The organism is Rufibacter psychrotolerans (genome assembly GCF_016924645.1).
Lineage (GTDB): Bacteria > Bacteroidota > Bacteroidia > Cytophagales > Hymenobacteraceae > Nibribacter > Nibribacter psychrotolerans.
Map to the genome: position 1 here is coordinate 1 of NZ_JAFFJV010000003.1, position 14,339 is coordinate 14,339.

9 protein-coding genes are annotated in these 14,339 nt (G+C 57.8%); 2 read left to right on the top strand and 7 right to left on the bottom strand.

The features are described from left to right. Positions 1-84: 84 nt before the first annotated feature. The 7 genes from JT718_RS02905 to JT718_RS02935 form a co-directional block, all read right to left on the bottom strand. Positions 85-1,713, bottom strand: a complete 1,629-nt coding sequence (locus JT718_RS02905; protein ID WP_240336889.1) for a family 43 glycosylhydrolase — start codon at positions 1,711-1,713, stop codon at positions 85-87. After that, positions 1,658-2,023, bottom strand: coding sequence for a hypothetical protein (locus JT718_RS02910; protein WP_205500216.1), 366 nt, complete (start codon positions 2,021-2,023; stop codon positions 1,658-1,660). The genes JT718_RS02905 and JT718_RS02910 overlap by 56 nt, the downstream gene beginning before the upstream one ends. A gap of 16 nt (positions 2,024-2,039) precedes the next feature. Next, positions 2,040-3,128 (bottom strand): glycoside hydrolase family 43 protein, encoded by a 1,089-nt coding sequence (locus tag JT718_RS02915; RefSeq protein WP_240336890.1) that lies wholly within the window; start codon positions 3,126-3,128, stop codon positions 2,040-2,042. A 127-nt stretch (positions 3,129-3,255) separates the two neighbouring features. Further along, the gene (locus JT718_RS02920) at positions 3,256-4,416 is read right to left on the bottom strand and encodes a cellulase family glycosylhydrolase (RefSeq protein ID WP_205500218.1); all 1,161 of its coding nucleotides are present in this window, start codon (positions 4,414-4,416) and stop codon (positions 3,256-3,258) included. Positions 4,417-4,799: 383 nt separating this feature from the next. After that, positions 4,800-5,888: a glycoside hydrolase family 43 protein gene (locus JT718_RS02925; RefSeq protein ID WP_205500219.1), complete on the bottom strand. Its 1,089-nt coding sequence runs from the start codon at positions 5,886-5,888 to the stop codon at positions 4,800-4,802. Positions 5,889-5,955: 67 nt separating this feature from the next. Further along, positions 5,956-7,497 carry a RagB/SusD family nutrient uptake outer membrane protein gene (locus tag JT718_RS02930; RefSeq protein WP_205500221.1) on the bottom strand — a complete coding sequence of 514 codons (1,542 nt, stop codon included), beginning with the start codon at positions 7,495-7,497 and terminating at the stop codon, positions 5,956-5,958. 33 nt (positions 7,498-7,530) lie between these two features. Then, positions 7,531-10,650, bottom strand: coding sequence for a SusC/RagA family TonB-linked outer membrane protein (locus tag JT718_RS02935; protein ID WP_240336891.1), 3,120 nt, complete (start codon positions 10,648-10,650; stop codon positions 7,531-7,533). 781 nt (positions 10,651-11,431) lie between these two features. Here JT718_RS02935 and JT718_RS02940 point away from each other — a divergent pair. Continuing rightward, the gene (locus JT718_RS02940) at positions 11,432-13,069 is read left to right on the top strand and encodes a sodium/sugar symporter (RefSeq protein ID WP_205500223.1); all 1,638 of its coding nucleotides are present in this window, start codon (positions 11,432-11,434) and stop codon (positions 13,067-13,069) included. An 89-nt stretch (positions 13,070-13,158) separates the two neighbouring features. Next, a complete protein-coding gene (locus JT718_RS02945; RefSeq protein ID WP_205500225.1) occupies positions 13,159-14,325 on the top strand; it encodes a galactokinase in 1,167 nt (388 codons plus the stop codon). The last annotated feature ends 14 nt before the right edge of the window (positions 14,326-14,339 follow it).

The window sequence follows — 14,339 nt, forward strand, 5'->3', positions numbered from 1 at the left end:
ATTTGTGGGGGTGGTTGGGCTTTTTCAACCACCCCCGCCCCCCCAACGCCTCTGCCTCACGCCAGGACTTCCCCGAGGGAAAAATCAGTGCACAAGCCTGAACCATTCAAAGCTGGCGGTGCCGCTGGCCGGCCCCTTGGCCACCAGGCCTACGCGCACGCCCCGGTCCCAGGGCGGCAGGAAAGCCCCGTTGATGGATTCGCCGTTCTCCATGTTGTGCCAGGTGGTACCGTCTGGGCTCCAGGCAAACCGGAACTGGTCGCCCTGGGTGGCGGTGAGCCTGAACTGCAGGGTGCCCTGGGCGGGCGCCTTGGCCTGGTCCAGCACCTCGGTCTTGTTGCCCTTGGTAGACCAAAGCCTGATTTCGCCGTTGGCCACCGAGATACCGATGGCGTTGTCTGGGTCGCCGATGGCGGCCAGCCCCGCCGCCACTCCTTTGCCCATGGCTTTCTGGTCCAGGGCCACGGTGGCGGTGTAGTTGTTCTGCAGGGTGCGCTGGCTCAGCACGTTGCCCACTTTCTCGGGCGAGGCCTGCAGGGTGAGCCTGCCGCCGTTGCCGGTCTGCAGAGAATAGGTGGGCATGCGGTTCACAAACCACTGCCACGTTTGGGCCAGGCGGCTGGCCGAGAACTCTTCCTGCACATTCAGCTCATCGGAGGCGTTGGAGTTGTAGGGCGCCTGGGCCGTTACCGAAGGGGAATTGTCCCGGAACGAGGGCCAGCCGTCGGTTCCCCACACAATCTCGTCTAACAGGCCCTGCCGGCCTGGGTAAACGGTGCTCTGCGCGCTGTAGGCGTGGTACAGGAAATAGTCGCGGCCTTTCTCATCGGTGACCACGGTGCCGTGGCCGGGGCATTTCCACTGGTCGTTCTTTTTCATGATGGGGTTGTTGGCGTACTTCTCCCAGGGGCCGCGCAGGTCCTTGGCCCGGGCCACCCCTACCCCATACGTACACTCGCGGCCGCAGCAGGCATCACCGGCGTAGAACAGGTAGTAGTACCCGTTGCGCTTTATAAACGCCGGACCTTCCACCAGGCCGCCTTCCCAGGTGCCCTTCTCGTTGCGGAACAGCTCAAACTTCTCGCCCAGCAGGGTGGTCCTTTCTTCGTTCATGCGCTGGCCCCAGAGCGGCGTGGGCTTGCCCACGCTGTTGGCGTCTTCCTTCCAGATCAGGTAGAGCTCGCCCTTCTCATCCCGGATGGGGAACCCGTCAATGGAGCCCACTTCCTGGCACACCAGGGGGCCCAGATCGGTGTAGGGGCCGGTGGCTTTGGTAGCCGAGGCGACCCCCACGCACAGGTTGCCGCCTTTCTTTTTGGCGGTGTAGTAAATGTAGTACTTGCCGTTGTCATAGCTGATCTCCGGGGCCCAGAAGTGGGCCTCGGCCCAGTCGGGTAGCTTGTTGGGGAACACATGGCCCACGGTCTCCCAGTCTACCAGGTTCTTGGAGTGCAGGATGGGGTACAACGGTGCCCACTCAGAGGAAGTGGCCGTGGCCCAGTAATCATCGCCCACGCGCACCACCGAGGGATCTGCGTAGTCGCCGGGCATCACGGGATTGGTGTAGGTGACCGCCGGCGGAGTGGGCGTAGCGGGCGGGGTTGGCGTGGTGACGGGTGCCGCAGCAGTGTCCTGGCTGGTGGTACCTTTGTTGACGTTACACGAAAAAGCCAGCAAGCTGACAATACAAAGCGAGAGTAGGTTGTTTTTCATACGCAAAGGCAGGCTTGTTAGACGAATGATTTCTGAACCGGAAATGTACAAAGGCCACTGCCTTATACGGCTGGCTCTTCTCTGAGGCGACCGGTAAAAAGCCAGACTGGCCGAAAGCAGCGGGATGGAGCCAAGGCTCTAACCAGAAAGCAGTTTTGGGAGCGTTGCTGCCTTTTTTGGACGCAACCAAGGCTGCGTACCTGGTGAACCTTGGCTTAACGGCATCTTTCGCTTTGCCAGCGTGGGCCAGGCCTTCCAACTGAATGGGTGCCCTTTGGGGCAAGGCGTTTATCTTCATGGCTTTTTTCATAGACGCTGTTGTTGGTTTACTTCTGCCCTGAGGGCACCGGAAGGGGCACCCCCGCCGGAATGGGCGTCCCGAATACGGGATAACCGTCTGCCGTCCAGGTGAATTTCTGCATTCTGATGTCGCGGTCCCAGCCGGGGGCGGCGGTCTTCTTGGCGTGGTAAAGGATCCAGTCCTCGGTATTGTCGGGGGAGGTGGTGAAGCTGCAATGCCCCACGCCCAGCACCTGCGCCGTTCCCTCAAACACGGGCCCGCTGGATTTTACCCAATTCTGGGGCTGCATGGGGTCGGCCAGGGTATCGGCCAGGGTCAGTTGGCCCAGGCGGTACTCTTTCAACCATGATTCACGGGTAGAGTAAATCACAAACGCCTTCTCGCGCTTCTTAAGCAGCTCGGGGCCTTCGTTCAGGTCCAGCTCCCCGCCGGTTTCCCAGGGCTGCGTGGGCGAGGAAATCTTCACCCGGTTAGAGCTAATGGTCCAGGGATTGCTCATTTTGGCCAGGTACAGGTGCTGTTTGGTCCGGTCAGTCCCGGCGTTTTCCTCCCACCCCGACCATACCGCGTACAGCTGCCCGTTCAGGTAAAACGGCGACAGGTCAATGGCCCACTTCACGGTTGTGGGGTCGGCCAGGTGATCGCCGGTGTACAGCATGCCTTTGTCTCTGTACGGCCCAAACGGACTGTCTGTGGTAGACTCCAGCACGCCCGACCGCTGGTGGATGAAGGGCCCGCCGGGCTCCTTGCCGGCGGTGTAGTAGATGTACCACTTGCCCTCCAGAAAGTGGATCTCGGGGGCCCAGATGTTGTGGGCGTTCCAGCCGGTGGCAGGCGCCTTCCAGACCGGCACCCGCTCGCCCAACTGAGTAAGCCGGGTTGACTGCGATACGTAGATCCCTTTGTTGGCAGACCCGCAGGAAAAGTAAATACTGTCTTTCTTCAGCACCCAGGGGTCGGCGCCCTCGGCGATGGGGTTGGTGAAGTACCGGACCGCGTCTGCCTTTCTGGCCTCCGGCCCCGTTACGGCCGGAAGCACGGTGCCGGGCCTACACCCCAGTACACCCAGGGAGGCAAGCAAAGCCGTAAGTACCAAGTGTTGGATGCGCATCATGTTGGTTTTGGTTTTCTACACTAGGGGCTGATCCTATTGTCCCGATTCCTGTTTTGGGGCTGTTTTCTGGAAAAGGGGCTTGAAATGGGTAGCGCCCCTTTGCCTCTAAGTCACCGCCCGGCCTGGTTTATCGGGCAGCGGTGGCCGGCACGGTGGTCATGCGCCTGATCAGGTCTACCTCGGCCTGGCTGTAGGGCGTACCGTCTTGCCGGAGGATGTCATGGAACCAGACCTGGGGTTCACGGGTGTACTGCTTCTCCCAGCTGTTCCAGGGGTAGATGGTCTGGGTTTTGCCGGCCACAAAGCCCCAGTTGATCATGCCCACCTGGTGCTTTCTGGCTACGGGCAACGAACCCTGAAACGTGCTGCCGTTGGGCCGCGCCAGGTACTCGGTACAGATAATGGGCCTGTTGTAACGCTTCAGCCAATTGATGCGCTGCTCCAGGTAGTGGGCGCTGTCATAGTTGTGGAAAGTGACAATGTCTGATTGGTTCAGCATCACCTTCTCAATGGCCGTGAGAGAGTCGTCTACCGACCAGTTGCCTTTCCAGACTGCCGAGGTAACAGGCTGCGACGGGTTCACGGCCCGGGCCCACACAAAGCTTTTCTGGAGCAGCGGCAGCACGTACGCCAGTTTGTTGGGCAGTTCCTGCTTGCCGTAGGCGGCGCCTTCGTTGAGGTTGTCTGGCTCGTTCCAGATGTCCCAGGCCAGAATGCGGTCATCCTGGGCAAAACGCCCGATGACAGCTTTCACGTAGCGCTCCAGGCGCGGGTGCTGGGTAGAGTCCTGCAGGCCTCGGGAGCCCGGGCTCTGCACCCAACCCGAGTTGTGCACGTGCGGCCTGGGGGCCCGCTGCCTGCCCGGCTGCGGGTGCGGGTCCCAAACAGAGTCAAAGATCACCAGCATGGGTTTAATGTGATGGCGCTCGGCCAGGTCCAGGAACAGGTCAATGCGCGCCAGAAAACCGGCGGAGTCTTGCTGGTACACCAGGTCATGCAGGTACACACGGGCCGTGTTCATGCCCAGGTCTGCGGCCCAGCCCAGCTCCCGGTTTATGGTGGCGGTGTCAAAGGTTTCGGCCTGCCACATCTCCAGCTGGTTAATGGCGGTGCTGGGGGTAAAGTTGGGTCCCAGGAGGATGCCCTGCGCCTGATACCATTCCCGGGCTTTTTCGTGGGTCCAGATGGCCCTGGGTTTTACCGTCTCTCTGGCCGCCTCTTTCCTGAAGCAGCTTTGGGTATACAGGCAGCCCACCAACGCGAGCAAGTAGAGTTTTTTCCAGTGCATAGGTCAATCACTTTGGGGCAAGGGTAAGCCGGGGCCTTTTCCCCGGCCCTTCGTTGGGCAATGGCCTTGATTTTAGGCCTGATTTTATGAAAACAGCACTAAAACGCCTTTGTATCATGGTTTTCCCACTCACTTATTTTCCTCCCGGCTATTCTTAGTCGGGAACCTGGGACGGGGCGCAGGGGACCCGCCCCAGGCTCCAAGCAGGTCGCCGCTGACAGGAGGTGGAAAGCAGCTAGCCCCCCAGCGTTCTAACAAAGCCCGCTTGGAGAAAGAAATACCTTGTTTCCTCCGGCCGGGCGTACTCCTGGTCACGCACACCGCCGCCTAGCTGTTTCGGGCCCGTTTCCAGGAAAACAGGCCTGAAACAGCCCGGCCTTGGCTTACTTCACTTCCCCCGAGGGGCGGATAATGGGCACACCGGTTTTAACCGGCTCCCCGAAGTTGGGCGTGCCGTCTGCGTTCCAGGTAAACCGCTGAATGCGCGGGTTTCTGGTATTTCCGCACCTTTGGTCACTGGCGGAGTTGGCGTGGTAAATGAGCCAGTCCTCGGTGCCGTCTGGCGACTTAAAGAACCCGTTGTGCCCCGGCCCATACGCGTTGTTCTCTGGTTTGGTGGCCAGCACGGGCGTGGGGGCTTTGATCCAGTCGTCGGGGTTCATGGGGTTGCCGTTGTCCCGCAGCGTCAGCCTTCCCAGCGAGTAGCTATCGGTCCAGCAGCCGCTGGCCGAGTAAATGAGGAAGACTTTGCCGGCCGCATTCCTGATGACCTCTGGCCCTTCGTTCACCAGGCCGTTCATCTCCCAGTTGAAGGTGGGCCTCGAGATCATGACCCGGTCGCCTTCTATGGTCCAGGGGTTGGCCATGCGGGCAATGTAGATCTGCTGGATGCCCGGGTCATTGGTCCCCACCCACCCCGACCAGATAAAGTACAGCTGGCCGTTGTGCGTGAAGACAGACCCGTCAATGGCCCAGCGGTCGGTGGTGGGCGTTAGCTTGCCTTTGAACTCCCAGGTACCGGTGGTGGGGTCTGCGGCGGCGTTTTCCAGCACGTACATGCGGTGGTTGACATCCTGGCCATCGTCGGCGGCAAAGTAAATGTACCACTTTCCGTTAAGCTGATGGAGCTCGGGGGCCCACAGGTTCTGGGAGTAAGCGGTGCCCGCCGGAGGGGTCCAGACGGTGGTGAACCGCTCTTCCTTCAACTGCGAGATAGCCGGGGTTTTGATCAGGCCTATGCGGTCTCCCAGGGTGTGGGTATAGTAATAGGTGGTTCCCTGCTGGTACACCCACGGGTCTGGCCCACTGGTGAGCAGCGGATTGGTAAAGGTGGTACTGGGGTTTGGCTTGGGGTTGGGGGTGACAGGATTTTCATCACCGCCCCCGCACCGGGCAAACAACAGCACCAAGCCCAGCCATAGCCACACGGGCTGCCTCCACCAGTTTGCTGCTCCAGATTCCGCTTTTTTCATTTTAGGCCTGTTTTAGCGAAAATGGCGAGAAGACGCCACTAGCATCTTTCTCGCCATGCCATTCACGTTAGAAATTCTGATCAAGGTTAGGGTTGAGGTCCAGCTCACTCTGCGGAATGGGCAACCACTTGTCTCTGGGTATGTCAAAGTTGTTGAACTCAGGGTCGCGGGCTTTCAACTCATTGATCCTGGCGGGATCGTCCAGGTATCCCCAGCGCAGCAAGTCCAGCCAGCGGGTGCTCTCGCCGGTTAGCTCCGTGATGCGCTCATGCTCCAGTTGGCGCAGAAACTCCTGCTGTGAGAGCCCTGGCCTTGTAGTAGAAAGTGGCGCCAGGCCGGCCCGCTGCCGTACCCGGTCTACGTACTGGTATGCCTCATTGGTACGCCCCAGGCCATTCAGGCTCTCGGCGTACATTAACAGCACGTCGGCATACCGGATCACCCTAAAATTGATGGGGCCTTCAAAGGTTTCGCCATATTCTGGCACACCACCGGTCACTCTGATTGGGAAATAATCATTAAGATATTTCCGATACCACACCCGTTGATCACCGGGTGGGACCAGCTCTGAGACTGCTTTCCCGTAGGAAGTGCCAGGGGTTCCGTTGTACAGTGCAGTGGCGGCTAACCGTGGGTCATTTTGCCCGTTAGTGGTTTGCTCTTCCATGAACTCGTTTACCACCCACCGGTGCATTTCCATATCATTGAACCCATAGTTACCCCCGGGGCCAAAGAAGGGGCCGCGTTGGTTTCCTAAATTGGAGGTGGGGGAATCTTCATCAGTGGTGGACTGTATTTGGCTAAACTGCACCTCAAAAACAGACTCCATGTTGTTCTCTGTAGTGTGCAGAAAATTATCTCTGTAATTAGGCATTAAGCCATATTGCCCCTTTCCTTCCCCCTCCACCAACCAAGCAAAAGCATTTAGGGCCGGCTGGTACTCCCGCTGCTGTAAATGGGCTTTCCCTAACAAAGCATACGCTGCTCCGCGGGTGACTCTTCCTCTGTTTTCTGCATCATACGCGGTGGGCAGGTGGGGAACAGCCTCAGTGAGGTCTTTCTCAATCTGGCTCCAGGTGGCTTCCTCTGTTGCCTGCGAGGGCAAATCTGTGGGCTTGGAGGGCTCCAGCACCAGGGGCACGGACCTAAACAGAGATACCAGGTTGAAGTAATGAATGGCCCGCAGAAACTTGGCCTCTGCTATGTAGCGCTGCTTCAGGGTTTCATCCATCTGGATATTAGGCACATAGGCAATGACCTGGTTAGCCCTGTAGATGGCGCGGTAATGGTGGTCCCAGATGTTGCGGGTACCTTCAAAGTTGAGGTCTACCTGGGTAAAGTCAATGGTACTCTTTAGCTCTCCCCATCCGGTAGAGGCAAACCCGTCATCTGAACGCGGGTTCAGGTACATTTGCAGCCAGCGGGCGTAGGTCCCATTTCGGTAAAACGCCCCATAAACAGCATTGACCCCCGCCAGGGCGTCGTTCCCGGTCTGCCAGAAACTCTGTTCGCTTACCTCATTTGGGTTGTCTACGTCCAGGGTATGTTCACATGACAGGGCCGTGCCCACAAGGGCAAAAGCTAGGATGTATTTGGCTATTCTTTTCATTTCTACTTAGGATTAGATTACGTTCTCACACCTTTAAAACCCAAATTGAACACCCAGGGAGAAGATTCTGAGGGCAGGGTACTGGCCGTTGTCCAGTCCACGCTCAAAGATGTTCACTCCCACTATGTCCGGATCCAGCCCGGTGTATTTGGTGAAAGTGACCAGGTTCTGGCCGCTCAGGCTAACCCGGGCCGTTTGCACCCCAATTCCCTGCAGCAGCGTGACTGGTAGGTTGTACCCAATCTCCAGGTTCCTGAGCCGCAGGTAAGAGCCATCTTCCAGCCACCGGTCTGTGTCTGGCCGGGCGTTGAGCTGGATGCCAGGATCTGTGGTGCCAAACCCAATGCGGGGGTCTTCGGTGTCGGTGTTGGTGGGCGTCCAGGGCGAATAGTCACTACGGTAAGAGGCGTTCTCATTGCCCCGGTCGGTCCAGTACCGCGGCCGGTTGTAGATTTTGTTGCCGGCCACCCCGTACCACTGCATGGAGAAAGTGAAGTTGTTGTAAGACGCGTTAAACACAATACCGCCTTGGATGTCGGGCCAGGGGCTGCCCACGTACGTGCGGTCCTTGTCCACGTCCAGGATTCCGTTGCCGTCGGCATCCACGTACCGTATGTCGCCGGGCTTGGCATTGGGCTGCACCCGGTGGGCGTCAATCTCCTGCTGCGACTGGAAGATGCCGTCGGTCTTCAGCACGTACCACTCGCCAATGGCGCGGCCCACCTGGGTGCGGGCATCGCCAGACTGAATGTAGGTGCGGCCTTCGCCCAAGTTCCCCAGCCCGATCACCTCGTTTTTGATATGGGTCAGGTTTACGTTCAGGTCCCACTGGAAGGGGTTTTCGGCACTGCGCAGCGTGGCAGACAGCTCTACCCCGGTGTTCCGTAATGAGGCAGCATTCACGGGCGGTGAGCTGGTGGTGCCTGCCGGCGCGGCATTACCGGTGGTGAGCGGAACAGGAAGGTTGGTAAGCACGTCCTCGGTTTCAGAGATGAAATACTCTGCCGTTACACTCAACCGGTTGTTCAGGAAAGCCGCGTCTACCCCAAAGTTGGTGGTTTTCTTTTCCTCCCAGTGCAGGTCCTGGTTTGCTAGCTGAATGTTGATGGCACCAGGGGCAATACTTTGCTCCGGCCCAAAGATGGCCCTGGGAAAAGGACTGATACGGCCAAAGTACTGCCACGGCGACAGCACCTCACTGTTACCCAAGGCCCCGTAGGAAGCCCGGAGTTTCAGGTCACTCACCCCCGGCACGGTAAAGAAGGGTTCCTCACTTATGCGCCAGGCCACAGACACAGACGGGAAGTTCCCCCACCGGTAATCTGGCCCAAACCGGGAGTCGCCGTCCCTCCTGAAAGAGGCGCTCAACAGGTATTTGTCGGCAAAGCTGTAGTTGATGCGACCCAGGTACCCCAGAATGGCCCACTCATTCCGGAAACTGCCCACAATGGGGTTGTCGCCTTGGTTCAGTACGGTGTAGTACTGGCCGGCAGAATTGAACGGAAGGTTCTGCTTTTGCCCGTAGATCTGCTCGTACTTAAAGATCTGGTTGCTTATCCCGGCTACTGCGCTCACGTTGTGCTCTCCAAACTGCCGCTCAAAGTTCACGGTATGCTCAAACAGCGTAGACAGGAACTGGGCCCGGTTTTCATCGGCGGTAGCCCGCACGTTCGGCGTATTTTGTCGGATCACTCCGGGCCGGCGGAACCCTCTGAAGTTGTCAAAGCTTGACTCCAGACCGGCGTTGAACTTATAGGCCAATCCTTCTAAGATCTCAAACTGCACAAAAGCGTTTCCTCTGATCTTGTAGCTATACAAGTCCCGCTGCAGCAGGTTCTGCAGGGCTATTGGGTTTTCAGCAAAGGTGTTGGCAAAAACCGGGTCCCCCACAGACCACCCTTCGGGGTTGTTGGGTCCCACATACCGGCTGCTTTGGATGGGCATAGTGGGCAGCATGCGCAGCATGTCTACCAAGGGGTTGCCTTCCAAGTAGTCATCATGGGTATACGACAGCAGGAGGAACTCGCCAAAGGAAAAGCGCCCGCGCTCCCCGGTGGTATTGATCCTGAAGTTGGCCCGCTCAAAGCTGTTGTCAATGATGGTGCCTTTGTTATTGAAGTAGTTTCCAGACACCAGGAACGTACCGGTCTGGCTTCCTCCGGAAAGGCTGAGGTTGTAATCCTGGGTAGACCCGGTGCGCATGAGGGCCTCCTGCCAGTCGGTGTCTACGTTGGGGTCAAACTCCGTGGAGACACTGGTCTGGGGCGGCACTCCTACCTCGGCATAGGCCTGCCGGTTCAGCTCGGCAAACTGGGTGCTGTTCATCAGGTCCCACCGCTTCCGGAACTGCTGGATACCGGTTTTCACGTTTCCGGTAATCTGCAGGGGGCCTTCCTTCCCCCGGCGGGTGGTGATGATGATGACCCCATTGGCGGCCCTGGACCCGTAAATGGCCGCGGCCGAGGCATCTTTCAGCACCTGGATAGACTCAATGTCATTGGGGTTGAAGTCTGGCGTGGCGTTGGACAGCATGCCGTCAATCACGTACAGCGGCTCGTTGGCGCCAAAGGTACCGGTTCCCCTAATGTCAATCTTGGCGCCGGCGCCCGGTGCCCCGGTGGTGCGCACCGTAACCCCGGCGGCCAGGCCCTGCAAGGACTCCGCCACGGTGTTGGCGGTTACCCGGCGGGCATCGCTGGCATCTACCACCGACACGGCCCCGGTGAGATCTTCCTTCCGCACGGTCTGGTAACCAATCACCACCACCTCGCTCAGAGCCTGCTCATCTGACTGTAGTGTCACGTTCACGGTAGTTTGGCCGGCAATGGGCACCTCCTGCGACCGGAAACCTATGTAGGAGAACACCAGAGTACCGTTTTCCTGCCCCGGGGCCAAGGTAAGGGTGAAGTTCCCATTTGCATCAGTAGAGGCGCCGTTGCTGGTGCCTCTAACCACTACCGTCACTCCCGCCAGGGCCTCCCCCGCAGTGCTTACTACCCTGCCAGACACGGTACTTTGCGCATGGGCCTCCTTGGGCAGGGTGCTTAGGAGCAGACAGGCCAGGAGTAAAAAAAGCCATCGGCTGAGCCCATGCCGCTCCAGAGGATATTGAGCTTGTTCCATCCCCAGTTGATTGGGTAAAGTTCTTTTCATATGATCAATGGTTAAGTGGAAAGTTTATGACTTACGAAAGCGTTGTTGCTAGAATTAACTTATTTAAATACAAATGGTTTTCCTATTTATTCCTATTCCTCACGCCAGAATAGAATCTGGTGTGCGCCTGCCGGGCAGTGTTCTTCTTAAATGGTTACTATGAGAACTGGCAGACCTGCCAGGAATTTCTTAGGCCAAAGCAGCTGCATCTCTCCTGCAAGGGGTAAGAGATGAACGGGAGCAGAAATCTGAACAGAACGAAAAAACGCGTTGAAAAGAGCGATACTGTACGCCTCTTTTACTCTATATGCAAAATGGAAAGCTTCTTGGAATGAATGGCAGGCCCGGCCCGCACCGCACAGCAAAGGGAAATACTACGGCCGCCGTGCCTCTTACTGCTATAAACGTTTCCTGGCCGCAAGTGTTTCGGCCGGGGCAGGGCAAACCGGCCCCTCACCCGCAGGAGCGCATCTTTTAAGCCAGGCAAACGGATGGGTACGTGATGGCTGTCTGTTACTGGACTGGGAGCAAACCGCTTTTAGCTGACATCAACTCTGGCAAGGTTCCAGGCGGGGCTGGCGCACTGCGGCGCTTGCCTGCGGCCGGGCGGCACCGGCTTCCTGAACCCTGTTGGTGGCATGCCGTTACGCCAAGCCGTGACTGCCCGCAGGCGCCTCAAGAAAATAGGATGTTCTTCTATGAAAAAACAACAAAAAAAAGATATCTTCACCCAATGCACTAAACCTTACAACCTAAAAAAACAACTGTTACACTACTCACTATGGGCTTACAAACCATTGACTACATTGTCTTTCTCGTCTACTTTTTCATTGTGGCGGGCTATGGCTACTGGATTTACCGGCAGAAAAAAGCCGACCACATGGATTCTAAGGAGTACTTCCTGGCCGAAGGATCCCTTACCTGGTGGGCCATTGGGGCCTCGCTTATCGCCTCCAACATTTCTGCCGAACAATTTATTGGTATGTCAGGCTCAGGCTTTGCCATGGGACTTGCCATCTCTACCTATGAGTGGATGGCTGCGGCCACGCTGGTGGTGGTTGCCATCTTCTTCATCCCCATCTACCTCAAGAACAAGATCTACACCATGCCGCAGTTCCTCTCGCACCGGTACAATGATGCGGTGAGTACCATCATGGCGGTGTTCTGGCTCCTGGTGTACGTGTTTGTGAACCTGTCTTCTATTCTGTACCTGGGGGCCCTGGCCATCCAGACCATTACGGGCATTGACTTCTACTACTGCATGTACGGTTGCGCCATCTTCGCTATTTTCATTACCCTGGGTGGTATGAAAGTGATTGGCTACACAGACGTGATTCAGGTGTTTGTACTGGTGCTGGGGGGCCTTGCCACTACGTACCTGGCCCTGGACCTGGTGTCTGACCAACTGGGGGGCACCGGCGCCTGGGACGGCCTGGGCTTCCTGCGCCAGCAGGCGGCCGACCACTTCAGCATGATTCTTTCTGAAGGCGAGATCATGATCCCGAACGGCGAGGGCGGCACCCGCGATGCCTACATGGACTTACCCGGCCTCTCTGTGCTGATTGGCGGTATGTGGATTGTGAACCTGAACTACTGGGGCTGTAACCAGTACATCACGCAGCGGGCCCTGGGTGCCGACCTGAAAACCGCCCGCAACGGTCTGTTGTTTGCCGCCTTCCTGAAACTGATGATGCCTATTATTGTGGTGCTGCCCGGTATTGCGGCCTACGTCCTGCACAAGAACGGCATGTTCCAGGCCGAGATGGCCAACGAGCTGGGCCACGTAAAACCAGACCACGCCTACCCGGTGCTGCTGAACCTGCTGCCCGCTGGCTTGAAAGGCTTGTCGTTCGCGGCGCTTACGGCTGCCATTGTGGCTTCCCTGGCCGGTAAAGCCAACAGTATCTCCACCATTTTCACCCTGGACATCTACCGCAAATTCTTCAACAAGAACGCCTCTGAGACCAGGCTGGTAGGCTTCGGGAAATTGATTGTGGTGCTTTCCTTTGTAATTGCCATTCTGGTAGCCCCGGTGCTGCGTAACCTGGACCAGGCCTTCCAGTACATCCAGGAGTACACCGGCTTTATCTCTCCGGGGGTATTCGCCATTTTCGCGCTGGGCTTCTTCTGGAAGCGCACCACTTCTGCGGCTGCCTTAACCGCCGCGGTGCTCACCATTCCGCTCTCCACGTTCCTGAAGTTCCAGTTCCCCGAGATTCCGTTCCTGGACCGCATGGGCATTGTGTTTGTGGTGCTGGTGGCCCTGATGGTGCTCATTACCCTGCTGGATCCTAAGAGCAAGAACAACCCCAAAGGACTGGAGATTGATTCCTCCATGTTCAAGACCACTACCTCGTTTGCCGTGGGCTCCGTTATTATCTGCGGTATCCTGGCGGCGCTTTACATTATTTTCTGGTAATTACGGGCTACCCAAGCCTGATAACTTCCGTTAGTAGTATCTCCGGGTGAGGCCTTCTCATCCGGAGATTCACATTTTATAGAGCAACCATGGTTGAAGACATCGTAGCCAGGTTCAAGGACCTGTACCAAGCAGAGCCGGTGGTGGTACGTTCCCCCGGCCGGGTAAACCTTATTGGCGAGCACACCGACTACAACGAGGGCTTTGTGCTGCCAGCCGCCATCAACAAGGAAATCTACTTTGCCATTGCGCCCAACGGTACCCACACCCTGCGGGCCCACGCGTATGACCTGGAGGAAAGCGCGGAGTTTGACCTGAACAACGTGCAGCGCACAAACATTGGCTGGGCCAATTACCTGCTGGGCGTGGTAGCGCAGCTGCAGAAAGCCGGGCATGAGGTAAAGGGCTTTAACCTGGTGTTTGGGGGCAACGTGCCCATTGGGGCCGGGCTCTCCTCTTCCGCAGCTGTGGAGTGCGGGCTGGCCTACGCCCTCAACTACCTGTACGCCTACGGCATTGAGCGCTTTGACCTGGTGAAAATGGCCCAGAAAGCCGAGCACGAGTACGCCCTGGTCATGTGCGGCATCATGGACCAGTTTGCCAGCATGTTTGGCAAGCACAACCACGTGGTAAAGCTGGACTGCCGCTCCCTGGAGTACCAGTACTACCCCTTCAACATCAATGATTACCGCATTGTGCTCTGCGACACGCAGGTGAAGCACTCGCTGGCCTCCTCTGAGTACAACACGCGCCGCCAGGAATGCGAGACCGGCGTGGCCCTGCTCCAGAAACACTACCCCCATATCCACAGCCTGCGCGATGTGACGCCAGAGATGCTGGCGCAGCACCAGGCCGAGTTTGACCCGGTGGTGTACCGCCGCTGCACCTACGTGGTACAGGAGAACCTGCGGGTAGAGGAAGCATGCCAGGACCTGGAGCGCGGCGACTTAGTGGCGTTCGGGCAAAAGATGTTCGCCTCGCACCAAGGCCTGCAGCACGACTACGAGGTAAGCTGCCCCGAGCTGGATTTCCTGGCCGACCAAGCCCGCCACTCAGACGCGGTGCTAGGGGCCCGCATGATGGGCGGCGGCTTTGGGGGCTGTACCATTAACCTGGTGAAACTGGACCAACTGGACCAGTTCACCCGCCAGATGAGCGAGGCCTACCAGGCGCAGTACGGCATTACGCTCAAGACCTACGTGGCCGAGATTGTAGACGGCAGCAGCCTGGTACCCGTAGACTTTTCTAAAAAGTAGCCCTGGCGCGCCAA

Excerpts from the sequence above, each read along its gene's own strand:
- JT718_RS02935 (WP_240336891.1), bottom strand. The coding sequence starts at position 10,650 with ATGAAAAGAACTTTACCCAATCAACTGGGGATGGAACAAGCTCAATAT.
- JT718_RS02920 (WP_205500218.1), bottom strand. The coding sequence starts at position 4,416 with ATGCACTGGAAAAAACTCTACTTGCTCGCGTTGGTGGGCTGCCTGTAT.
- JT718_RS02930 (WP_205500221.1), bottom strand. The coding sequence starts at position 7,497 with ATGAAAAGAATAGCCAAATACATCCTAGCTTTTGCCCTTGTGGGCACG.
- JT718_RS02915 (WP_240336890.1), bottom strand. The coding sequence starts at position 3,128 with ATGATGCGCATCCAACACTTGGTACTTACGGCTTTGCTTGCCTCCCTG.
- JT718_RS02925 (WP_205500219.1), bottom strand. The coding sequence starts at position 5,888 with ATGAAAAAAGCGGAATCTGGAGCAGCAAACTGGTGGAGGCAGCCCGTG.
- JT718_RS02910 (WP_205500216.1), bottom strand. The coding sequence starts at position 2,023 with ATGAAAAAAGCCATGAAGATAAACGCCTTGCCCCAAAGGGCACCCATT.
- JT718_RS02940 (WP_205500223.1), top strand. The coding sequence starts at position 11,432 with ATGGGCTTACAAACCATTGACTACATTGTCTTTCTCGTCTACTTTTTC.
- JT718_RS02945 (WP_205500225.1), top strand. The coding sequence starts at position 13,159 with ATGGTTGAAGACATCGTAGCCAGGTTCAAGGACCTGTACCAAGCAGAG.
- JT718_RS02905 (WP_240336889.1), bottom strand. The coding sequence starts at position 1,713 with ATGAAAAACAACCTACTCTCGCTTTGTATTGTCAGCTTGCTGGCTTTT.